The sequence below is a fragment of the Actinophytocola sp. genome (genome assembly GCF_009379765.1).
In the GTDB taxonomy this organism is placed as follows: Bacteria; Actinomycetota; Actinomycetes; order Mycobacteriales; family Pseudonocardiaceae; genus Actinophytocola.
In genome coordinates this window covers 21815-43736 of record NZ_WHTD01000057.1, presented here as the reverse complement: position 1 = coordinate 43736, position 21922 = coordinate 21815, and the positions used below count along the sequence as shown (strand labels likewise).

The window sequence follows — 21922 nt, the reverse complement described above, 5'->3', positions numbered from 1 at the left end:
GGCTACCACCCGCCCGCGTGATGCACCCATTCCCCGACGCGCGCTTCGACGCCAGAACCCGAGGCAGGAGCCCAGTGCGTTAGCAGCGCACGCTGGGATCTGTGCGGGGGGCCGCCCGCAAGCGCGGTCCCTACCGCGATCGAGTTCCTCCGGATCTGTTGGGCACTGGAACTCGACCCGAAAGCGGTCGTCACCGAAGCACACGGGAGATAGATGCTCGACCACGTACACACGCAAGCACCTTCGCTCCTCAACGTCCACCACGAGCCCCTTCGGGCGACTGGCCGGCCTGATTGCATCGCACAGCCTTGCGTATCTCAAGCCACACCGAGCGCGCCAGAACGGGGGAGCTATGGGGCACGCTTGAGGTCGTTCAACAGCTCGCAGAAGTCTGCGCCCGTACCTGAGCCGTAGGTGTGCAACTCGTGCTCAAGTTCACCAGCGACCATCAAGAGTGACGGGCGGCTCTGTCGGCCGCCCTGCAACGCCCCCATGCCTAGCAAGGCTGCTTCGTCCACGTCACCCTGTCGAGCCGCGATGACCGCCAAGGTCAGCTGGGCTTCGGCCTTGCGCATAGGGGACACAACGACACCTTCCGGGTTAACGCTGCGTCGGATGACCTCTTCGGCGTTACGCTTCGCCAGTTGGTCATGACCGACAATTCGGTAGGCGTCCATCGCGTAGAAGTCCCATTTATCTGGATCAACCACAAAATGATTTTCAGGCCTTTCCGGGTAGGGTAGTTTATCCAGTAATGCGCGACCGTTTTCGAGCGCTTCGTGAACCTTCTCGGGCATCCCCATGCGTGAGTAGGCTTTCGCCTGCTGAGCGTAGAGTTGCACTGCGACCGAACGTGACGGTGCAGCTTGGATGCCTGCTTCTGCTGCCGGGATAACCGCGCGGTGGCTGCCTGCTGTCAGGTGGAACCACGCGAGCATTTCGTGAGCCCAGCCTACGATCCCAGGGTCGCCGGACTCTTTGCCCAGTTCCATTGCCATGCGCCGCGTTGCCTCAGCCGACCGCGCGTTACCGACATCATATTCGAGGCAACCCACGAGCAGCGCTAGCATTCCGGCGTTGTCGAGTATGTCCCGATGCTGGGCTAGCGTTAGGTGATTTCCGAGCAGTTCGGTAACCTTGCCCAACCAGCTCTTGCCAACAGCCATCAATTCTCGGGCATCCGTATATGAATAGTCGCAACACAGCTGCTCAACAGTAATATTGAGAGCGTCGACGGCCGACGAGTCAATTGCCGATGTTCGTACGCGCTGAAGCAATTCGAGAGTGTCCATGCCGGTGGCGGCAACCAAAATATCGTCGCGGGATGCGGGGACAATCAGGTTGTTGCCGTTTGCGCGTGAATACTGTGGTGGGCTCAGTCTGCTTTGCCCTGCGAGATCGAACCATAGCAGATGCTGTGGCAGGTGCAGAATTCTGGCGTAATTTCGGAGCGTTTTGAGGTTCTGCTCCGGCTGGCCGTGTTCGATCTTGCTTACCTGTGCCTGCGTGAGACCAAGCCATCGTCCCAGCAGTTCCTGATTGAGCGCCTTGCCGAACAGTTGAAGATGGCGGGGGTGGTTTCGGTATGCCCTGAAGATTTTGCCGATGTGCTGACTTTCGAAGGCTGCCCGAAATTCGCCCGTCTCGAAAAACTCATTCCTGAGCTGGGCTGGTGGCGTGCGAAGCTCGTCGCGTTTTTCCCGGTGGCACCTGCTGCACAGTCGTGCGGTGTTGTCAGCCGCAAGCATCGTCCCGCAGCCTGGACAGCGACGACCGCCACCGACCGCACCGCGCGAGGCACCGCGCTGCGGACCGCTAGGAGCGCTCATCGGATCCCCGCCAAGAGTTGGAGCCAAACTGCCTCTGACCAGCGTACATGGGGCGGACGTGCGCGCTGCGCAACCGCGCGCCCTGGTTTTGGTAAGTGTGTGCGCTTGTGCTCATGACAACTGTTTCGCGCGCAACTCGCACACCTACCTCGACCTCGACTCCGGGCACGACTTCGACACCCAGGTCGTGGTCAAGGTCAACGCGGTCGAGGTGCTCACCGCGCAGCTGCGATCGCCACGCTGGACCCACGAGCACGTCGCCATGGGCACCAACACCGACCCGTACCAGCGGGCCGAGGGCAGGTACGCGCTGATGCCCGGGATCATCCGGGCGCTGGCCGACAGTGGCACGCCGTTCAACATCCTCACCAAGGGCACGGTGCTGTCCAGGGATCTCCCGCTGCTGGCCGCCGTCGGCGCGGACGTGCCGGTGGGGCTCGGCGTGTCGGTCGCACTGGCGGACCGGACGCTGCAGCGCAGCCTCGAGCCGGGCACCGCGAGCCCGCAGGCGCGGCTGGAGCTGGTCCGCAAGATCACCGACGCGGGCCTGCCGTGCGGGGTGTTCGTCGCGCCGGTGCTGCCGGGCCTCACGGACTCGATCGAACGGCTGGACGAGCTGCTCGCGGCCATCGCAGAGGCCGGCGCCACCGGTGTCACGGTGCTGCCGCTGCACCTGCGCCCCGGTGCCCGCGAGTGGTTCGCCGCGTGGCTTTCCCGCGAGCACCCGGAGTTGGTGCCGAGCTACCGCCAGATCTACGCCCGCGGCTCCGACGCCGACATCCGCTACCGCCGCTGGCTGGGCCGCCGAGTGGGGCCGCTGTTACGCCGGCACGGCTTGGCTCCCAAGGACGCCAAGGAGCCCCGAACGGAGGCGACCTGGCCGGAAGGCAGCCTGGTGTCGATCCCCGAACAGGCGGCCCCGGTCCACCAGGAACAACTCGAGCTCCTCTGATCCCGACCGCCGCGGAGGGTCGGTCAGGTTCGGGGCGTGGCGCCAACTCGCGGGCCGAGGCCATTCGGCCCGGGTTGGCGGACCGGACCGGCTCCCCGACGCCGTTGCGGCGGCTCACCCTTGCCGACGTGGAGGTCCGTCTCGAGGACGAGCGTGCGGAGGCCGCGGTCGGGCCGACGATCGCCGACGAGGTCGTCGGCCGGCTCGGTGACGAGCCGGAGTGGGTCGTGGTCGGTGCCGAAACCGCCGCGGCGATCGGCCGGCACCTGCACCGGCACGGCAGGCGGACCCGGCTCGCGGTGGTGGATCCGGAGAGCTCCGCCTACTCCCGGCGTGGGCGCGTGGCGCGCCGACTACGGCTCCGCGACGGCATGCCGTCGCGGAGCCCGGGCATCGGCCGGCCGCGCGTCGAGCCCTGCTTCCGGCCCGGGTCGGTCGACCTGGTGATCCCGGTGCCGGACGCCGCGTCCGTCGCCGCGATGCGGTGGCTCCGCGACGAAGCGGGACCGAAGCAGGACCGGCCGCCGGCACCAACCTGTGGGGCGTCTGCCACCTGGCCGCCCGGATCCGGGAGGAGGGAGCGAAGGGCAGCATCGTCACGGTCGTCGGCGACAGCGCCGAGCCCTACCTGGCCACCCACCACGACCCGGGATGGGTCACGGCACGAGGGTTCGACTCGGCGCCGTACGAGGCCGTCATCGAGCGGTTCGTCCCGCATGGGGGAGTGGCGCAAGGGCCTGAGTCAGGTGCGGTCCCGGGGCCAGTCCCAGCGGACGCAGAACGTGCCGGGGCCGAAGTCGAGGGCCACCGCGTGTGCCTCGCCGGCGGCGTTGACCTCGACCTTGCGGCGCGTGGTGGTCTGCTCCTCCGGGTCCACGGTGTACAGCTCGCAGTACGCCGGCAGCGCGTGCGGGTCGAACCGCAGCTCCAGCACGAACTCACGAACAGGGGTGGTGAACTTGCGGCAGTAGCTGTCGTCGCCGCGGGAGAACGGCGGGCCGGGGTGGTTCAGCGCGTACTCGACGATCGACGTCTCGCCGCGGGCGAGCGGCGCCTCGAGCAGTATCTCGGCGGCGATGAGGCCGGCGGCCTCATCGCGGGCGATCCGGCCGATCCGGCACGACTGGTGCGCGGTGATCTCGGGGAACGGGCGGCCGATGCGTTCGAGGTCGTAGACCATCACGGTGCGATCGACGCCGTCGCGCTCGGCGCGGACCACCTGGCGCACGGCGATGCGCTGCTCGCCGCGGTCGACCGCCACATCCATCCGGTCGTGCTGGCTCAGCTTGGTCAGTGCGGTCTCGGTGGCGAAGTCGATGCGCTTGAGCAGCTTCGACACCGGCTCGCGCTCGTGCCACAGCGCCTCGATCGGCAGCCGGGACGACTCGCGCTGCACCCGGCCGCGCGGTCGCGGCGGACCGAGTAACGCGATCAGCGAACCCGGCGCCACACCGAGCACCGACTCGAGGTGCCCGAGCGCGGCGAGCGACTCGGCCCGCTCCGGGCGCCGCCGGCCGGACTGCCAGTAGCTCAGCGCGGTGACACTCACCGACACGCCGCGGGCCCGCAGCCGGTACTGGATCCGGTCGAGGGACAGCCCACTGGCCTGAATGGCCGTACGCAGCGCGGTGGGGAAGGCGTCCGCGGCAAGGTTGTCCGCAGGTTGGGGGGCCATCGCGCGCCGGACCTCGCCACCAGCTGCGCGGTGCAGTTCCCGAACTGGTTCGCGGGTCGCGCCGCCACCCATCGTGGTCTCCCTGCGTTCGCCCCCAGCGATTCCTACCACCTGGTAACCGCCACCCTACGGGTTGACGGGGTGGCGTGGTAGCCATCACGTCAAATCCGCGTGTGATCGACCTGCTGCGTACGGTGATGCCAGCCCCGGAAACCTGCTGGACGGAACCACGCCGCCGTTGGCTAGCCTCTTCCCGTTCGATTGATGTCTCGACAGGAGAGAGCACGCCGTGATCCGCACGCACGAGGCCGGGACGCTTCGCGCCGAACATGCCGGACAGACCGTCACGCTGAGCGGTTGGGTCGCTCGCCGGCGAGATCACGGTGGGGTCATCTTCGTCGATCTCCGTGACGCGTCCGGCGTCGCGCAGGTCGTGTTCCGCGAGGGTGAGATGGCCGAGCGCGCCCACCACCTGCGCGCGGAGTTCTGCGTTCGGGTCGTCGGTGAGGTGTCCGCGCGGCCCGAGGGCAACGAGAACCCGGAGATCGCCACCGGCGCGGTCGAGGTGCTGGTCACCGAGCTCGACGTGCTCAGCGAGGCCGCCCCGCTGCCGTTCCAGCTCGACGAGCACCTCACCGTCGGCGAGGACGTCCGCCTGCGCCACCGCTACCTCGACCTGCGCCGCGCCGGCCCGGCCCGCGCCATGCGGATGCGCAGCGAGGCCAACCGGATCGCCCGCACCGTCCTGCACGCGGAGAACTTCGTCGAGGTCGAGACCCCGACGCTCACCCGCTCCACCCCCGAAGGCGCGCGCGACTTCCTCGTCCCGGCCCGCCTGCAGCCCGGCTCCTGGTACGCGCTGCCGCAGTCCCCGCAGCTGTTCAAGCAACTGCTGATGGTCGGCGGCCTCGAGCGGTACTACCAGCTCGCCCGCTGCTACCGGGACGAGGACTTCCGGGCCGACCGGCAGCCCGAGTTCACCCAGCTCGACATCGAGATGAGCTTCGTCGGGCAGGACGACGTCATCGCGTTGGGCGAGCGGATCGTCGGCGCCCTGTGGCGCGACCTGGCCGGGCACGAGATCCAGGGCCCGATCCGGCGGATGACCTACGCGGAGGCCATGGCCCGCTACGGCACCGACAAGCCCGACCTGCGCTTCGACCTCGAACTAACCGAGCTCACCGAGTACTTCGCCGACACGCCGTTCCGGGTGTTCCAGGCACCCTACGTCGGCTCGGTGGTCATGCCGGGCGGCGCCGACCAACCGCGCCGCCAGCTCGACGCGTGGCAGGAATGGGCCAAGCAGCGCGGCGCCAAGGGGCTCGCGTACGTGCTCATCGGCGAGGACGGCACGCTCGGCGGCCCGGTGGCCAAGAACCTGTCCGAGGCCGAGCGCGACGGCCTCGCCAAGGCCACCGGCGCGCAGCCGGGCGACTGCGTGTTCTTCGCGGCCAACGTCGCGGCCGAGGCCCGTGCGCTGCTCGGCGCGGCCCGGCTGGAGATCGGCAGGCGGCTCGGCATGATCGACGAGTCGGCCTGGTCGTTCGTGTGGGTGGTCGACGCACCGCTGTTCGAGGAGGCCGACGCCGCCCGCAGCCACGGCGACGTCGCGGTGGGCGCCGGCCGCTGGACCGCCGTGCACCACGCGTTCACCTCGCCCAACCCCGACTGGATCGACCGCTTCGAGACCGATCCCGGCAACGCGTTGGCCTACGCCTACGACATCGTCTGCAACGGCAACGAGATCGGCGGCGGGTCCATTCGTATCCACCAGGCCGACGTGCAGAAGCGGGTGTTCGGGGTCATGGGTATCTCCGCCGAGGACGCCGAGGAGAAGTTCGGCTTCCTGCTGGACGCGTTCAAGTACGGCCCGCCGCCGCACGGCGGCATCGCCTTCGGCTGGGACCGGGTCGTGATGCTCCTCGCCGGCGAGCCGTCGATCCGCGACGTGATCGCGTTCCCGAAGAGCGGCGGCGGGTTCGACCCGCTCACCAGCGCGCCCGCGCCGATCACCGCGGCGCAGCGCAAGGAGGCCGGCGTGGACGCGAAACCGGCTTCCGCCAAGGCGTGAGCCCGTGCTGCACCTTCGGGTGATCTGCCCCGCGGAGGTCACCGGCGATGTCGTCGCGCTGCTCACCGAGCACCCGGGTGCCGCGCACCTCGTGCGGCTGCCGGGCGCGGCCGTGGCACCACCCGGCGACGTCATCGAGGCCGACATCGCCAGGGAGGCGGCCGACGGGCTGATCGCGGCGCTGTGCGAGCTCGGCGTCGACCACTCCGGCGGCATCACGCTGGAGCAGATCGACACGGCGCTGTCGGACGCGGCGGACAAGGCCGAGGAGGACGCGCCGGGCGACGCCGCGGACGCCGTGGTGTGGGAGGAGCTGCTCGCCCGCACGGGTGAGGAGTCCCGGCTCAACGGCACGTTTCTCGCGTTTCTCGCGATCGCGTGCTTGCTCGCCGCGGTCGGCGTGATCACCGACTCGCCGGTGACGATCGTGGGTGCGATGGTCGTCGGTCCGGAGTTCGGGCCGCTGGCCGCGCTCGCGGTCGGCCTGGTGCGCCGCAGGCGGGACCTGGTGCGCCGGGCCGCGATCGTGCTCGCGGTGGGCTTTCCGGTCGCGATGGCGGTCACCGCGCTCGGCACGTTCGTGGGCAACGCGGCCGGCCTGTTCGACGCGCGGGCGCTGGTCGGCGACCACGAGGTGGACTTCGTCTACACGGTCGGGCCGTGGTCGTTCATCGTCGCGCTGCTCGCCGGGGCGGCCGGGATGCTGTCGATGACCTCGGCCAAGTCGGCCGCGCTGGTCGGCGTGTTCATCTCGGTCACCACCGTGCCGGCCGCCGGCTACGCGAGCGTCGCGGCGATCCTCGGCGAGTGGGCGCGGTTCGGTGACTCGGTGTTGCAGCTGGCCGTCAACCTCGCCGGGATCGTGCTGGCCGCGGTGGTGGTGCTGGTGCTGCGTCGCGCGACGTGGACGACCGCCGACGCCGGGCGGCCACTGTCCGAGGGGTGACATTGCCGAGATTTCTCCGCGCGGCCGCAGCGTGCTCGACATGAACCTGTTTTCGTTATTTGTCCCCGAAATCCTGGCTACTTGATCGATGGACACGACTACGGTCAGTGCCAGGAGCGGGAGTAGGGTCTGAGGAGATGAGTGTGGAAACCGCCGCCGACCCGCCGACACTTGGCGGCGAAGCGGATCCCGAGGTGTTGGCGACCGTGGTCGCGGCGGAGTCTGTGCTCAGCCGCCGGTTCGGCGCCACGATCAAGCTGTCCGAGCCGCAGGATCTCGGTGGCAGCGAGCGATCCGTGGTGTTGCGGGTCAGGGTGGCGACGAGCCCGTTCTCCCTGCCGCGCACGCTCGTGCTGAAGCGCTATCTGGAGCCGCTCGACCGGCACTGCGACAGCTTCGTCCGCGAGGCGGCGAGTTACCAACTGTTCACCGCGCTCGCGTCCGAGGACCGGATGTGCCCCGAGCTCTTCGCGCACGGCGCGGACAGCCGGCTGGTGGTGCTCGAGGACCTCGGCGGCGCGCCCACGCTCGCCGACAAGCTGCTCGGCAACGACGCCAGGGCCGCCGAACGCGCGTTGCTGTCCTACTCGCGTTCGCTGGGCCGGCTGCACGCCACCACGGCGGGCCGCGAGGCCGACTTCGACGCGCTGGAGCGCCGCCTCACGGTGCCCGACTTCAAGGACCCGCTGGCCGTCGACGGCGCCACCGCGCTCGCCGCGCTGCCCGCGCTGCTCGACGCCGAGCTCGGCCTGTCGACCCCGGAGGAGGCCAACGAGCACGCGGGGAGCAGTCGTCAACTGCTGGAGACCGGCCGGCACCGCGCGTTCAGCCCCTCCGACTCGTGCCCGGACAACAACCTGATCACCAGCAGAGGAGTGCGGTTCCTCGACTTCGAGGGCGGCTGCGTGCGCAACGCGATCTTGGACGCGGCGTACCTGCGGGTGCCGTTCCCGTCGTGCTGGTGCCCGTTCGCGCTCCCGGCCGGGATGACCGACGCGATGTTCGCCGGCTGGCGTGCCGAGGTGAAGGTCGTCTGGCCGGACCTCGACGACGACGCGGTGCTGCTGCCGCGGCTGCTCGACGCGCAGCTGTTCTGGGTGTGGTTCACCACGTGGCAGTTCTTCACCCGGCCCGAGGCCGCGCAGTCCCATTCGACGAGCCTGGCCGACACGCCGCCCGACACGCTGGTGCTCACCGACCGGTGGCGCAGGCTGGCCGAGGCGGCGGAAGCGTCCGGGGTGGCCGCGGTCGCCGAGCACTCCGCGAAGGTGAGTGACGCCCTGCGGGTCCGGTTCGGCCACGACGATGCACTGCCGCTCTACCCCGCGTTCCGCTGACCGCCGAAACCGTCGGTGGCCCGTGATCAGCTCTTGGTCGCGAGCTGTTCCTTGAAGCTGGTCAACGCTTCGACGTCGGACGGGGGGTTGCGCACGTAGAAGTCGAGGAACTCGGCGAGCCCGGGAAAGTCGCAGTCGGACTCGATCGCGGCGGCCGCGGCCGCGCGGTCGAACTCCGTCCGGCGCAGCTGGACCGTGCCGCCGGCCAGCAAGGCCCACTGCGCACCCGTTGTGCCGTAAGGCATGCCGACGCTCCCGGCATTGACGATCGTGCGCCGGTCGGCGAGCCGGGCGAACGGCATGTGGGTGTGGCCGCACACGATGGTGCGCACCGTGTCGGGCACGTCGGCCAACACCTCGGCCCAGCGGGACAGCTCGCTGTCGACGAAAACGAACTCCTCGTCGTCGCGCGGGGTGGCGTGGCAGAAGAGCACCTCGCCCAGCCCACGCACGTCGAGGGTGAGCGTGCCAGGGAGCCGGTCGATCAGCTCGAGCTGGTCCGCGCGGAGCCGTCCCGCGGACCACGGTCCGATGGGAAACGACGTCTCCACCTCGGGTTGGTGGGCGAAGCCGACCATCTCGCGCTCGCAGTTCCCCTTGACCCAGTGGACCCGGTCGCCGAGCTCGCGCAGGCGGTCGAGGGTCCGCACGGGTTGCGGGCCGAGCGCGATGTCGCCGGTCAGCACGACGGCGTCCGCGTCGCGCACGTCGGGCTCGGCTAGCACCGCCTCCAGGGCCGGCAGGACGCCGTGGATGTCGGACAGGACCGCGACTGTGTCAACCATGCGGCCAGCCTGGTTGCCCTCGTCCCCGCGCACCAGAGGTTTCGCGGCGGGCGGACGGCGTCGCGGTCCGCGCGATCTGCGACCCCTGGCGGCGGGACGTAACGTGAGATGGTGGTCGACGACGAGGTCGGGAGGCTCTCCGCGCTGGCGGATCTGGTGACGCCGATGGCGATCCGGGTCGCGGCGACCCTACGCATCGCGGACCGGCTGGACGGTGGGCGGACGGCCGCGGAGGTCGCAGAGGAGGCCGGTGCGGATCCGGACGCGCTGGACCGGCTGCTGCGGCACCTGGTCGGGGTCGGCCTGCTGCGCCACGACGGAACCGGCCGCTACGGGCTGACCGCCCGGGCGGCGTCCTGCGCTACGACCATCCGGCCGGGCTGCGTGCCGAGTGGGACATCGAGGGACCGGCCGGTCGCGGCGACCTGTCGCTTGTGCGGCTGCTGCACAGCGTGCGTACCGGCGAGCCCGCGTTTCCGGCCCAGTACAGGCGGCTGTACTGGACGGACCTGGCCGCCGACCCGGCGCGCGCCGCGGCGTTCGACGACGCCCGCGGCGCGGCGGTGGGGGTGGAGGCACCGGACATCGTGGCCGCCTACGACTGGGGCTCGCTCGGCGACGTGGTCGACGTGGGCCGGCGGCAACGGTGCGCTGCTGATCGCGCTGCTGAACGAGTTCCCGGCGCTGTGCGGCAGGGTGCTCGACCTGCCCGGCACGGCGGAGACGGCCCGCAAGCTCATCGACGCGGCGGGCCTGTCCGACCGCGCCGACGCGGTGTCCGGCGACTTCTTCGAGCCACTGCCGGCAGGCGCCGAGGGCTACCTGCTCTCCGCGGTGATCCACAACTGGGGCGATGCGGACGCCCGGCGAATCCTGCGCCGCTGCGCGGACGCCGCGGGCGCGGACGGTGCGGTGTTCGTGATCGAGCGGGTCGCCATGGGCGCGTCGACGAGCTCGGACCTGCGCAACCTGGCGTGGCTGGGCGGCCGCATCCGCGACGTCATCGAGCTCACCGCGCTCGCCGAGAGCGTGGGGCTGGTGGTCGCGGCGGTCCACACGTCGGGCGAGATCGCGGTGCTGGAGCTGACGAGCCCGTAGCGGGAGCGTCAGGCGCTGGTGAAGCGGACCCCGTCCGGGGCCAGGGCGCCCAGGCCACGGACCGTGTCGTCCAGGGTCTCCGCCTTGTGCTTCGCCGAGATCGCCAGCGGGGAGCCGAACGTCGTCGCGAGGCGGCGCATGCGGCGGTCGAGCACCCCCGCCAGCTCGCCGTCGAGGGTCGCCTTGGCCTCGTCGGTCACCAGGATCGTCAGGTAGCGCGCGGTCGCGTTGCGCCTGCCCTGCCAGGTGCGCAGTCCGACGGTGGTGATCTCCGCCCAGTCCAGGCGCATCGACGCCGGCCGCAGGAACCCGCCGACCCGCACCCACACGTGCTCGGCGTCCGCGGCGAGCGCCGGGCCCAGCGCGATCTCCGAGCGCAGGACCAGCAGCTCCAGCACCACCCCGAACGCGCACAGCACCCCGATGACCAGCCACCCGCCGAACGCCCCGGTGGCGGCCACGCCGAAGCCGGCGGCCACCGTCGTCAGCGCGAACACCACGGTCGAGGGCAGCTGCTCCCGCACCGCCGAACCCCGGTTCGGGTGCACGACCAGCTTGGTGTCGTCGGGAAGGCGGGTTGCTCGCTGCACGTCCGCAGCGTATCTCCGCGGATACTCTGCGAGTGATCGTCGGATGAACCGCCGGAGCAGGGGAGGCACCAGGGTGTACTCGCGTTACGTCGCGCTCGGCGACAGTCAGACCGAAGGTATCGGCGACGGCGACGAGGTCGGCGGCTACCGCGGCTGGGCCGACCGGCTCGCGGCCGCGCTCGCCGGGACCAACCCGGAGCTGCTGTACGCCAACCTCGCGGTCCGCGGAAAGCTCGCCGGGGAGGTGCGTGCCGAGCAGCTCGGGTCCGCACTCGCCCTGGAGCCCGACCTCGCCACCGTCGTCGCCGGCCTCAACGACCTGCTCCGGCCGAAGTTCGACGTCCCCGAGGTGGTCGGCCACCTGGAGGCGATGTTCGCGGCGCTGACCGGGGCCGGCGCGACGGTCGCCACCGTCACCTTCCCGAACATCGGCAAGATCACCCCGCTGGCCCGGCCGCTCGTGCCGAGGGTGCTCGCCCTCAACGCCGCCGTCCGCGCCGCCGCCACCCGCCACCGCGTCCGCGTCGTGGAGGCCTTCTCGGTCGAGGTCACCACCGACTCGCGCATCTGGTCGGCGGACCGGTTGCACGCGAGCCCGGTCGGACACGCGCTGATCGCCGCGGCCATGGCGCACGTGCTGGAGCTGCCCGGCAGCGACGACTCGTGGACCCAGCCGCTGCCGGTCCTGCCCCGCCCGGGCCTCGTCCGCGCGACCGGCACCGAGCTGCGCTGGATCGCGAACTTCTTCGGCCCCTGGATCGGTCGCCGCATCCGGGGTGTCTCGTCGGGCACCGGCCGCACCGCCAAACGCCCCGACCTCGGCCCGGTCCTCCTCGACGAGGTGTCTTAGGTCCGCTCCGTCCCGCCGCGGCTCAGCAGCAGCTCGCGGGCGTCCTCGTGGCCGCCGTGGCCGGCCCAGTTCGCCGGGGTGCCGCCGTACAGGTCGTCGACGACGGTCGGGTCCGCGCCGGCGTCCAGCAGCACCTCGATCACCTCCAGGTGACCGCCCTCCGCGGCATGGTGCAGCGCGGTCGTGCCGACCCCGTGGTGCGGGCCGCCGAACGTGCCGACCGCGGACGGTGCCGCACCCAGCGCGAGCAACCGCCGCACCGCGGCCACCCGGCCCTGCGCCGCGGCCCAGGTCAGTGGCGTGCCCTGGTAGACGTTCGCGTCCGGTGACGCGCCGAGCCGGCGCAGCGCGGAGATCGCGTCCACCGCGTCGGCGCGCGCGGCCCAGCTCATGGCCTCGTCGCGGATCTCGGTCATCGCGTCGGACGGCCGCCATGCGGGGAAACCGCCGTGCGGCCGGTAGAAGCCACGGTGCGCCCCGGCATCCGGCGAGTCCCACAGCTCCTCGACCAGCGCGACGTCGTTCAGCCCGGCGGCCGTCCGCAGGTTCCGCGGCACCACCCCGTGTGCGGCCAGCACGGCGGCGACCTCGCGGTTGCCCCAGAACAACGCGGCCGCGAGCGGCGTGCCACCGTCGCCGCGGGCGGAGACGTCGACCGGCGCGCCGGCGGCGATCAGCACCCGCGCCATGTGCGGCAGGTTCGCGTAGCCGGCCTGGTGCAGTGCCGTCCACCCGTGCGCGTTCCCGTGCGCCACGTCCGCGCCACGCTCGAGCAAGGCCGACACCAGCCGCTCGTCGCACGTCGCCGACGCCAGGCCAAGCAGGTCGTTGCCGTTGGTGCCGACCGCGGTCACCAGCTCGGGGAAGGTGTCCAGCAGCTCGGTCAGCCCGTCGACGTCCTGGGCCCGCAAGGCCCGGAACGCCCGCGCGAACGGCTCGGCGTCCAGGTCACCGACGTGCCGGCGCAGCACGGGCCACGACGTGAACCCGTGGTTGCGCGCCACGACCAGCCGCGCGCCGGCCGCGGTCAGCGGCGCCGACCACCTGGCGAACGCGGCCACCGCGGCCGGGGTCCCGTCCTGGGCCGAGGACAGCAGCCCGCCGGCCCGGCCGGCGTAGTAGTCCGGGTCGGCCTCGAACGCGTGCTGCAGCGACCGGCCGGCGGTCGCCACCCGGTCGACATAGGCACGCAGCTTCGGCCAGCTCGGGAACCCGTATCGACGGGCGATCAGCAGCTGGGCCTCGGCAAGCTTGAGCGAGCGCGCCCGGCGCAGGTCCTTGGCCTGCTTGCGCAGCTGCTCGAGACTTACGGCAGCGGGTAGCGTCACGACAACCTCCATACCCGAAACGCCCGAGGTTCGCTGGCACCGGGCGGGGCAGAAGGCACGTGCACCCGACAAACGAGACCGGGGTGGGCTCGGCCCTGTCCGCGAACCAGGACGCGGCCCCGGGCCGCGCGAGCCGATGGTAATCGCTGTCGGTGGGCGCGGGTAGCGTCCAGCACGTGGACGATGGGCTCGACCTGCAACTGTTCGACGGCCCGCCGAAGGAGCAAGCGCATCCCGGCGGCAGCGCGCGGATCGCCGCGAACGCGCCGCTCGCCGTGCGCATGCGGCCCGCGCACCTCGGCGAGGTACTCGGCCAGGACCATCTGCTCGGCCCCGGTGCCCCGCTGCGCCGCCTCGTCGAGGGCGCCGCTCCCGCCTCGCTGCTGCTCCACGGCCCGCCCGGCACCGGCAAGACCACGCTCGCCATGTTGGTGTCGAACGCGATCGGCCGCAGGTTCGTCGCGCTGTCCGCGCTGTCCGCCGGGGTGAAGGAGGTCCGCGGGGTCATCGAGGAGGCCCGCCGCAGGCTCACCCACTCCGGCGAGTCCACGGTCCTGTTCATCGACGAGGTCCACCGCTTCTCCCGCACCCAGCAGGACGCCCTGCTCGGCGCCGTCGAGGACCGCATCGTGCTGCTCGTGGCCGCCACCACCGAGAACCCGTTCTTCTCGGTCGTCTCCCCGCTGCTGTCCCGCTCGCTCGTCCTGCAGCTCCGCTCGCTCACCGACGACGACGTCCGGGCGCTGGTCCGCCGCGCGCTCGACGACGAGCGCGGTCTGGGCGGCGCGGCCACCCTCGAGCAGGACGCCGAGGACCACGTCGTCCGGCTCGCCGGCGGCGACGCCCGGCGCGCGCTCACCGCGCTGGAGGCCGCCGCCGACTCCGCGCTCGCCACGAACGACGGCACCATCGACCTCGCCACCGTCGAGTCCACAGTGGACAAGGCCGCGGTCCGCTACGACCGCCAGGGCGACCAGCACTACGACGTCATCAGCGCGTTCATCAAGTCCATCCGCGGCTCCGACGTCGACGCCGCGCTGCACTACCTCGCGCGCATGATCGAAGCGGGGGAGGACCCGCGGTTCATCGCCCGCCGCCTGGTCATCCACGCCAGCGAGGACATCGGCATGGCCGACCCCACCGCGCTGCAGACCGCCGCCGCCGCGGCCCAGGCGGTCCAGTTGATCGGCCTGCCCGAGTGCGCGCTCAACCTCGCGCAGGCCACGGTCCATCTGGCCACCGCACCCAAGTCCAACGCCGTCACCACGGCCATCTCCAAGGCCATGCAGGATGTCCGGGAGGGCGCCGCCGGCACCGTCCCGGCCCACCTGCGCGACGGCCACTACGCCGGCGCCAAGAAGCTCGGCAACGCCACCGGCTACCGCTACCCGCACGACGTCCCGGAGGGCGTGCTCGACCAGCAGTACCCGCCGGACGAGCTCGTCGGCGTCGACTACTACCAACCGACCCAGCGCGGAGCCGAACGCGCGCTCGCCGAGCGCGTGCCCAAGCTCCGCCGGGCCATCAGGGGGGACTCATGAGGATCGGCTACTGGTACGTGCTCGTCGATGACGGCATCCCTCCCGCCCAGCTCGGCCGGGAGCTGGAGGAGCGCGGCGTGGAGGGGTTGTTCCTCGGCGAGCACACCAACCTGCCGGTCGCCTCGGCCAAGCCCGGCGACGAGCAGGACCGCATCCACCCCCGCATCGCCGACCCGCTCACCACGCTCGCCGTCATCGCCGGCGCCACCGAGCGGCTCACCCTCGGCACCGCGGTCCTGCTCGCGGCGCAGCACGAGCCGATCGCCACCGCCAAGGCCGTCGCCACCCTCGACGCGTTCTCCGGCGGCCGCGTCGTCCTCGGCGTCGGCCCCGGATGGCACGCCGGCGAGCTGGCCTCGCACGGCGTCGACCCGAAGAAGAAGGTCGCCGTGCTGCGCGAGCACATGCTGGCCATGCGCGAGATCTGGACCAAGGACGAGGCCGAGTTCCACGGCGAGCACGTCGACTTCGCCCCGCTGTACTCGTGGCCCAAGCCGGTCGGCGGACCCACCGTCCTCGCGGGCGGCGGCCTCGACCCGGCCTGGCGCAAGATCACCCAGTACGCCGACGGCTGGCTGCCCATCTACCCGGGTGACACCGAGCCGCTCGCGGCCGACATCGCCGAGATGCGCCGCCGCGCCGCCGAGCTCGGCCGCGAGCTCCCGGTCACCGTCATGAACGCGCCGGCCGACGTGGCCGCCCTCGCCGTGCTCGCGGAGGCCGGCGTCGACCGGGTCCTGCTGGAGCTCCCGCGGGCCGGTCGGGACGCCACCGTGCGCACCCTCGACGGGCACGCCGACCTGCTGGCACGCACCTGGTGATCCGGACAGGCCGCCGTCGTGGTCGCGCGGTAGCCTGACGCGCAATTCCGAGACGTTCACCCCGAGGAGGGCTCGTGTCAGCAGGGCAGCTCGCCGCGCTGATCGCGGCCGGCGCGTTCGTACTGCTCGTTCTGCTGCTGGCGGTCGTTCTGTTCAAGCTCGGGCGCACGCTCGACGAGGCCACGATCGCGATCCGCAAGGCGCATACGAACACCGACCCGCTGTTCAGCGAGGCGAACACCACCCTCACGCACGTCAACACCCAGCTCGAGCGGGTGGACGGCATGACCGCCAACGCGCAGGCCGTCACCGGCAACGTCTCCGCGCTGACCTCGGTGTTCACCGCCACCCTCGGCGGCCCGCTGGTCAAGGCGGCCGCGTTCTCCTACGGCGTCAGCAAGGCGCTCAAGGCCCGCCGCAAAGCCAAGGAGGCCGGCGACGGGAAACACGCGCGACGGGGGAAGCGCAAGGGAGCCAAGCGGTGAAACGTCTTTTTTGGCTTGGGGTGGGTGTCGCCGCCGGCGTAGCCTTGTCCAAGAAGGCGAAGGAAACCGCACGTCAGGCCACGCCCGCCGGTATCGCCGGCAACCTGGGGGAGGCCATGCGCGAGCTGGCCGGCGCCATCGGCTCGTTCGGCGCCGACGTCCGCGCGGGCATGGTCGAACGCGAAGAGGAGTTGTCCGAAGTGGTGGAGCAGCGATCGGGCGTCAGTCCCGTGGCTCGCCACGCGCTGGGTGTTCGTGGCGACAAGCGGGACGACCGGCCGGCGCGGCCGCGTCCCGCGTCCCGCGACGCGCGAGCTCGCCGGGCGGGCAGCTGACCCGCGCCCGCGCGGCGCGTGGCTGTTCGCCGTAGTCGGACTCCCGTCGGTTCCACACCTTCCTAGGACACACCGTGCAGACACACGAGATCAGCAAGCGATTCCTCGATCACTTCACGTCCGCCGGGCACACCCTCGTGCCCAGCGCGTCGCTCATCCTCGACGACCCGAACCTGCTGTTCGTCAACGCGGGGATGGTGCAGTTCAAGCCCTACTTCCTCGGTGCGGAGCCGCCGCCGTACCCGCGCGCCACCAGCGTGCAGAAGTGCGTGCGCACCGGCGACATCGACGAGGTCGGCAAGACCACCCGGCACCTCACGTTCTTCCAGATGGCCGGGAACTTCTCCTTCGGCGACTACTTCAAGGCTGGCGCGATCGAGCAGGCCTGGCAGCTGGTCACCGGCAGCCAGTCCGACGGCGGCTACGGCTTCGACCCCGAGCGCATCTGGGTCACCGTCTACCAGACCGACGACGAGGCCATCGAGCTGTGGCGCAAGATCGCCGGCCTGCCCGACGAGCGCATCCAGCGCCGCGGCGGCAAGGACAACTACTGGGACATGGGCGTGCCCGGCCCCGGCGGCCCCTGCTCGGAGATCTACTACGACCGCGGCGAGGCGTTCGGCAGGCCCGGCGGCCCGGTCGCCGACGAGGACCGCTACCTCGAGATCTGGAACCTCGTCTTCATGCAGGACGAGCGCGGCGAGCTGTCCCCGAAGGAGGACCACCCGCCGATCGGCGAGCTGCCGGCGAAGAACATCGACACCGGGCTGGGGATAGAGCGTGTCGCGTTCCTGCTGCAGGGCGTGCACAACATCTACGAGACCGACCTGGTCCGCTCGGTGATCACCAGGGCGGAGGAGATCTCCGGCCGCCGCTACGGCGCCGACCCGGTCGACGACGTGCGGTTCCGGGTCATCGCCGATCACGCGCGCAGCGGCGTCATGCTGATCGGCGACGGCGTCACCCCGGCCAACGAGGCGCGTGGCTACGTGCTGCGCCGGCTGCTGCGCCGGATCGTCCGCTCGGTGCGCCTGCTCGGCGTGAACGAGCCGGTGCTCGGCGAGTTCGCCGCGGTCGTGCGGGACACCATGGGCCCGGCCTACCCCGAGCTGGTCACGCAGTTCGACCGGATCAACTCCGTGGTGCGCAACGAGGAGGACGCCTTCCTCACCACGCTCACCAGCGGCTCGAAGATCTTCGACCTGGCGGCCGGCGAGACCAAGCAGTCGGGCGGCACGGTCCTGGCCGGCGACAAGGCGTTCCAGCTGCACGACACGTACGGCTTCCCCATCGACCTGACCCTGGAGATGGCCTCCGAGCAGGGTCTGTCCGTCGACGAGGACGGCTTCCGCCGGCTGATGGCCGAGCAGCGGCAGCGGTCCAAGGAGGACGCGGCCCAGCGCAAGGTCGGGCACGGTGACGGCGGCGCGTACCGGTCGATCCTGGACAAGCACGGCGGCACGGACTTCCTCGGCTACCGCGACCTCACCTCCGAGGCCACGGTCGTCGGGCTCATCGCGAACGGCGAGCCCGCCGTCGCGGCGGGCGCGGGCGCCGAGGTCGAGGTCGTGCTCAACCGCACCCCGTTCTACGCCGAGGGCGGCGGCCAGCTCGCCGACACCGGCCGCCTCGTGGGCGACGGGTTCGAGGTCCAGGTGCACGACGTGCAGTCGCCCGTCGCCGGCCTCAACGTGCACCGCGGCAAGGTGGTCTCCGGCGAGGTCACCCTCGACGCGGGAGTCAACGCGGAGGTAGACCCGAGCCGGCGGCGCGCGGTGTCCCGCTCGCACTCGGCCACCCATCTGGTGCACGCGGGGGTGCGGCGGGCGCTGGGCACCCAGGCCGCGCAGGCGGGTTCGCTCAACGCGCCGGGCCGGCTGCGGTTCGACTTCACCTCACCCGCGGGCGCGGTGCCGGCCAGCGTGCTCGCGGACGTCGAGGACGAGGTCAACGACGTGCTGCTCAACGACTACGACGTGCGTGCCGAGGTCACCACGCTCGACGAGGCACGCAAGTCCGGCGCCATCGCGTTCTTCGGCGAGAAGTACGGCGAGAAGGTCCGCGTCATCACCATCGGCGACTACTCCAAGGAGCTGTGCGGCGGCACGCACGTGCACCGCTCCGGCGAGATCGGCGTGGTCAAGCTGCTGTCCGAGGCGTCGATCGGCGCCGGTGTGCGCCGGGTCGAGGCGCTGGTCGGGCTCGACGCGTTCCGGTTCCTCGCGCGCGAGCACGTGCTGGTCGGCCAGCTCGCCGAGCAGTTCAAGGTGCCGGTCGAGGAGCTGCCGGAGCGCATCGGGCAGACCGTCGAGCGGCTGCGCGCGGCGGAGAAGGAGCTCGAGAAGCTCCGCGGCGCCCAGCTGCTGTCGTCCGCGGGCACGCTCGCGGACCAGGCGGAGGACGTGCACGGCACCGCGCTGGTCGCGGTCGCCACACCGGACGGCATCGGCGGCAACGACCTGCGCTCGCTGGCGTCGGAGGTGCGCAACCGGCTCGGCGCCCGGCAGGGTGTCGTGGCGCTGTTCTCCGCCGACGGCCCGAAGGTCAGCTTCGTCGTCGCCACCACGTCCGCGGCCCGCGACAACGGCCTCGCCGCCGGCAAGCTCGTTCCGGCGTTCGCCCAGGCCATCGGCGGTCGCGGAGGCGGCAAGCCCGACCTCGCGCAGGGCGGTGGCGGCAACCCGGCAGGCGTGCCGGAGGCGGTGGCCGTGCTCCGCCGAACGCTCGCGGAGGGCTCTGCGTGACCGAGCCGGACCGGCCGGGTCTCGATGATCCGGGACCCGGCCGCCGGCTGGGCGTCGACGTCGGATCCGTGCGGGTCGGGGTCGCGCTGAGCGATCCGGGTCCCGTCCTCGCGACGCCACTCGTTACGCTGTCCCGCGACGAGCGCTCGGGCACGGATCTCGATCGGCTGGCCGAGCTCGTTGTCGAGCACGAGGTGGTCGAAGTGGTGATCGGTTTACCGAGGACGCTCGCGGCCCGCCACGGCAAGGCGGCGGCCGGCGCGGTCGTATACGCCAGGCGGCTGGCGACGCGGGTGCGTCCGGTGCCGATCCGGCTGGCCGACGAGCGGCTCACCACGGTGAGCGCCACCAAGATGCTCAGCGACCGAGGGGTACGCGGCAAGAAGCAGCGTGCGGTGGTCGACCAGGCGGCGGCCGTCGAGATCCTGCAGGCCTGGTTGGACGAACGGGCCCGGAACCTGCCTCCGGAGGCACGGCAACCATGACCCACGACGAGCTCGACCTGTTCTCCGACGCCCGCACCGAACGCAGACGCCCGTTGCGCAAGCCACCCCGCAAGCGCAAACGCCGGACGGTGCTGTGGGTCAGCATGGTGGTCGTGCTCGGGATCATCGCGGCGGGCGGCTACTACGGTCTGCGGCAGATCATGGACATCGGCAGCTACGACGACTACTCGGGCGCGGGCGAGACCCAGGTCGTCATCGAGGTCAAGGACGGCGAGTCCACCGGCGACATCGCCGCCACGCTCGCCGAGTCGGACGTCGTCGCGAGCTCGCGGGCGTTCGTCACCGCCGCGGAGTCCGACGAGCGGGTGCGCGCGGTGCAGCCCGGCTACTACGTGATGAAGACGAAGTCCTCCGGCGCGGCCGCGGTGACCCAGATCGTGGCCGAGGACGCCAAGGTCGGGAACCTGCAGATCAAGGCGGGACTGCAGCTCGACGACATCAAGAACGGCGACAAGACGACGGCGGGGATCGTGTCGCTGCTGGCCAAGGCGTCGTGCGCCGAGCTGAACGGCAAGAGCACCTGTGTGAAGCCCGAGCAGCTGCGAGAGGCCATGAAGAAGGCCGACCTGGCCAAGCTCGGCGTGCCGGACTGGGCGCTGCCGTACGCGACCAAGGCGCAGCCGGAGCGCAGGCTCGAGGGCCTGGTCATGCCGGGCGTGTACGACGTCAAGCCCGGCGCGACCGCCGACGAGCTGTGGAAGCAGCTGGTGGGCGAGTCGGCCACGCAGCTGCAGGCCGTCGGCATGCCGAACATCGCGCAGCCCACCGGCTTCACGCCGTACCAGGTGCTGGTCATGGCGTCGCTGATCGAGCGCGAGGCCATTGAGAAGGACTTCGGCAAGGTGTCGCGGGTGACGTACAACCGGCTCGCACAGCGGACAAAGCTGCAGTACGACTCCACGGTCAACTACGTGCTGGACCGGCCCGCGATCCGCACCAACGACGAGGACCGCGACAAGGCGGGCGCGTACAACACCTACCAGAACAGCGGCCTCCCGCCGACGCCGATCTCGGCGCCGAGCCCGGAGGCGTTCAAAGCGGCCGCCGAGCCGGTGGCGGGGCCGTGGCTGTACTTCGTGCGCTGCCAGACGGACGGGACGTCGTGCTTCGCGAAGACGGACGACGAGCACCAGGCGAACGTGGACGCGGCGCAGGAGCGCGGTGCTTACTGACGTTCGGCGCGCCGCGGTGCTCGGCTCGCCCGTGGCGCACTCGCTGTCGCCGGTCCTGCACGGGGCCGCGTACCGCGCGCTCGGGTTGACCGCCTGGACGTACGACCGGGTGGAGGTCTCCGCCGCCGGGCTGCCCGCCTTCGTGTCCTCTTTGGACTCGTCGTGGGTGGGACTGTCGGTGACGATGCCGGGCAAGCACGCCGCACTGGCTGCCGCCTCGTCGGCCACCCCGCGAGCCGTGGCCGTCGGCGCCGCGAACACGTTGGTACGGCGGGACTCCGGCTGGCACGCGGACTGTACGGATGTGGACGGTGTGGTCGGCGCGCTGCGCGCGGCCGGGTTCGCCGGCTCCGGTTACGGCGTCGTGCTCGGTGCCGGCGGGACGGCCTGTGCCGCGCTCGCCGGCCTGTTCGACCTCGGCATCTCGCGGGCCCACGTGGTGGCCCGCGACCCCGCCAGGGCCGAGTCCGCCGTGGCGTGCGGCGCGAAGCTGGGTCTGCCGGTGGAGGTGGTGGGCTGGTCGTCCGCGTCGTCCGCGTCGTCCGCGTCGTTCGGCGCGTTGGCCGCCGGCGCCGCCGTGCTGGTCAACACCGCTCCGGCCGGCGCCGTCCCGCCGTCGGAGCTGGCCTTGGCCCCGTGCGTGCTGGACGTGGTCTACCACCCGTGGCCGACCCCGCTGGCTTCGGCGGTCGCCGAGCGTGGCGGGGTGCTGGCGACGGGCCTGGACATGCTGCTGCACCAGGCGTTCGGCCAGGTCGAGCAGTTCACCGGCGAGCCGGCCCCCCGCGCGGCGATGCGCGACGCGCTGCACGAGGCGACCGGCGGGATCCTGCCGCTGCGGATCTAAGGTGTCCGTC

General features: G+C 71.5%; 19 protein-coding genes. 14 read left to right on the top strand and 5 right to left on the bottom strand.

The annotated features are described in order from the left end of the window. Positions 1-350: 350 nt before the first annotated feature. A complete protein-coding gene (locus tag GEV28_RS18835; protein ID WP_291413398.1) occupies positions 351-1748 on the bottom strand; it encodes a hypothetical protein in 1398 nt (465 codons plus the stop codon). Positions 1749-1926: 178 nt separating this feature from the next. On the opposite strand from GEV28_RS18835, the gene GEV28_RS18830 reads away from it, so the two are divergent. Continuing rightward, a complete protein-coding gene (locus tag GEV28_RS18830; RefSeq protein WP_291413397.1) occupies positions 1927-2781 on the top strand; it encodes a radical SAM protein in 855 nt (284 codons plus the stop codon). A gap of 742 nt (positions 2782-3523) precedes the next feature. Here the strand turns inward: GEV28_RS18830 and GEV28_RS18825 are convergent. After that, positions 3524-4456 carry a hypothetical protein gene (locus GEV28_RS18825; protein WP_291413396.1) on the bottom strand — a complete coding sequence of 311 codons (933 nt, stop codon included), beginning with the start codon at positions 4454-4456 and terminating at the stop codon, positions 3524-3526. Between the two features lie 289 nt (positions 4457-4745). On the opposite strand from GEV28_RS18825, the gene aspS reads away from it, so the two are divergent. From aspS to GEV28_RS18810, 3 genes are all read left to right on the top strand, one after another. Continuing rightward, the gene (gene aspS, locus GEV28_RS18820) at positions 4746-6527 is read left to right on the top strand and encodes an aspartate--tRNA ligase (RefSeq protein ID WP_291413395.1); all 1782 of its coding nucleotides are present in this window, start codon (positions 4746-4748) and stop codon (positions 6525-6527) included. 4 nt (positions 6528-6531) lie between these two features. Further along, on the top strand, positions 6532-7473 hold the full coding sequence (locus tag GEV28_RS18815; protein ID WP_291413394.1) for a DUF389 domain-containing protein: 942 nt from the start codon (positions 6532-6534) through the stop codon (positions 7471-7473). A 137-nt stretch (positions 7474-7610) separates the two neighbouring features. Further along, on the top strand, positions 7611-8810 hold the full coding sequence (locus GEV28_RS18810; protein WP_291413393.1) for a hypothetical protein: 1200 nt from the start codon (positions 7611-7613) through the stop codon (positions 8808-8810). A gap of 26 nt (positions 8811-8836) precedes the next feature. On the opposite strand, the gene GEV28_RS18805 is transcribed toward GEV28_RS18810, so the two are convergent. Further along, positions 8837-9595, bottom strand: coding sequence for a metallophosphoesterase (locus GEV28_RS18805; protein ID WP_291413392.1), 759 nt, complete (start codon positions 9593-9595; stop codon positions 8837-8839). Positions 9596-9703: 108 nt separating this feature from the next. On the opposite strand from GEV28_RS18805, the gene GEV28_RS18800 reads away from it, so the two are divergent. After that, positions 9704-10693 carry a methyltransferase gene (locus tag GEV28_RS18800; RefSeq protein ID WP_291413391.1) on the top strand — a complete coding sequence of 330 codons (990 nt, stop codon included), beginning with the start codon at positions 9704-9706 and terminating at the stop codon, positions 10691-10693. Between the two features lie 8 nt (positions 10694-10701). Here GEV28_RS18800 and GEV28_RS18795 read toward each other — a convergent pair whose 3' ends face one another. Beyond that, on the bottom strand, positions 10702-11283 hold the full coding sequence (locus tag GEV28_RS18795; protein ID WP_291413390.1) for a hypothetical protein: 582 nt from the start codon (positions 11281-11283) through the stop codon (positions 10702-10704). Positions 11284-11356: 73 nt separating this feature from the next. Between GEV28_RS18795 and GEV28_RS18790 the strand changes: the two genes are divergently transcribed. Continuing rightward, the gene (locus GEV28_RS18790) at positions 11357-12133 is read left to right on the top strand and encodes an SGNH/GDSL hydrolase family protein (protein ID WP_291413389.1); all 777 of its coding nucleotides are present in this window, start codon (positions 11357-11359) and stop codon (positions 12131-12133) included. Here GEV28_RS18790 and GEV28_RS18785 read toward each other — a convergent pair. Next, positions 12130-13461: an ankyrin repeat domain-containing protein gene (locus GEV28_RS18785; protein WP_367115127.1), complete on the bottom strand. Its 1332-nt coding sequence runs from the start codon at positions 13459-13461 to the stop codon at positions 12130-12132. The genes GEV28_RS18790 and GEV28_RS18785 overlap by 4 nt on opposite strands. A gap of 251 nt (positions 13462-13712) precedes the next feature. Here GEV28_RS18785 and GEV28_RS18780 point away from each other — a divergent pair, with 251 nt between their 5' ends. The 8 genes from GEV28_RS18780 to GEV28_RS18745 all read left to right on the top strand — a co-directional run bounded on the left by GEV28_RS18780 (position 13713) and on the right by GEV28_RS18745 (position 21912). Beyond that, complete coding sequence (locus tag GEV28_RS18780; protein ID WP_291413399.1) at positions 13713-15002, top strand: replication-associated recombination protein A; 1290 nt, start codon at positions 13713-13715, stop codon at positions 15000-15002. Then, a complete protein-coding gene (locus GEV28_RS18775; RefSeq protein WP_291413387.1) occupies positions 14999-15823 on the top strand; it encodes a TIGR03619 family F420-dependent LLM class oxidoreductase in 825 nt (274 codons plus the stop codon). Before GEV28_RS18780 ends, GEV28_RS18775 begins: the two co-directional genes overlap by 4 nt. 74 nt (positions 15824-15897) lie before the next feature. Continuing rightward, entirely contained in the window at positions 15898-16308 is a 411-nt protein-coding gene (locus GEV28_RS18770) for a DUF948 domain-containing protein (RefSeq protein WP_291413386.1), read from the top strand. Then, positions 16305-16643 carry a hypothetical protein gene (locus tag GEV28_RS18765; RefSeq protein ID WP_291413385.1) on the top strand — a complete coding sequence of 113 codons (339 nt, stop codon included), beginning with the start codon at positions 16305-16307 and terminating at the stop codon, positions 16641-16643. The genes GEV28_RS18770 and GEV28_RS18765 overlap by 4 nt, the downstream gene beginning before the upstream one ends. Positions 16644-16717: 74 nt before the next feature. After that, a complete protein-coding gene (gene alaS, locus GEV28_RS18760; RefSeq protein WP_291413384.1) occupies positions 16718-19387 on the top strand; it encodes an alanine--tRNA ligase in 2670 nt (889 codons plus the stop codon). Next, a complete protein-coding gene (gene ruvX / locus GEV28_RS18755) occupies positions 19384-19872 on the top strand; it encodes a Holliday junction resolvase RuvX (protein ID WP_291413383.1) in 489 nt (162 codons plus the stop codon). The genes alaS and ruvX overlap by 4 nt, the downstream gene beginning before the upstream one ends. Next, positions 19869-21065 (top strand): endolytic transglycosylase MltG, encoded by a 1197-nt coding sequence (gene mltG, locus GEV28_RS18750; RefSeq protein WP_291413382.1) that lies wholly within the window; start codon positions 19869-19871, stop codon positions 21063-21065. Before ruvX ends, mltG begins: the two co-directional genes overlap by 4 nt. Then, positions 21055-21912 carry a shikimate dehydrogenase gene (locus GEV28_RS18745; RefSeq protein WP_291413381.1) on the top strand — a complete coding sequence of 286 codons (858 nt, stop codon included), beginning with the start codon at positions 21055-21057 and terminating at the stop codon, positions 21910-21912. The genes mltG and GEV28_RS18745 overlap by 11 nt, the downstream gene beginning before the upstream one ends. The last annotated feature ends 10 nt before the right edge of the window (positions 21913-21922 follow it).

What these genes read in the sequence shown, in the direction of transcription:
- GEV28_RS18835 (WP_291413398.1), bottom strand. Translation starts at nt 1,748, where the DNA reads ATGCTTGCGGCTGACAACACCGCACGACTGTGCAGCAGGTGCCACCGG.
- GEV28_RS18825 (WP_291413396.1), bottom strand. Translation starts at nt 4,456, where the DNA reads ATGGCCCCCCAACCTGCGGACAACCTTGCCGCGGACGCCTTCCCCACC.
- GEV28_RS18810 (WP_291413393.1), top strand. Translation starts at nt 7,611, where the DNA reads ATGAGTGTGGAAACCGCCGCCGACCCGCCGACACTTGGCGGCGAAGCG.
- GEV28_RS18805 (WP_291413392.1), bottom strand. Translation starts at nt 9,595, where the DNA reads ATGGTTGACACAGTCGCGGTCCTGTCCGACATCCACGGCGTCCTGCCG.
- GEV28_RS18800 (WP_291413391.1), top strand. Translation starts at nt 9,704, where the DNA reads ATGGTGGTCGACGACGAGGTCGGGAGGCTCTCCGCGCTGGCGGATCTG.
- GEV28_RS18775 (WP_291413387.1), top strand. Translation starts at nt 14,999, where the DNA reads ATGAGGATCGGCTACTGGTACGTGCTCGTCGATGACGGCATCCCTCCC.
- mltG (WP_291413382.1), top strand. Translation starts at nt 19,869, where the DNA reads ATGACCCACGACGAGCTCGACCTGTTCTCCGACGCCCGCACCGAACGC.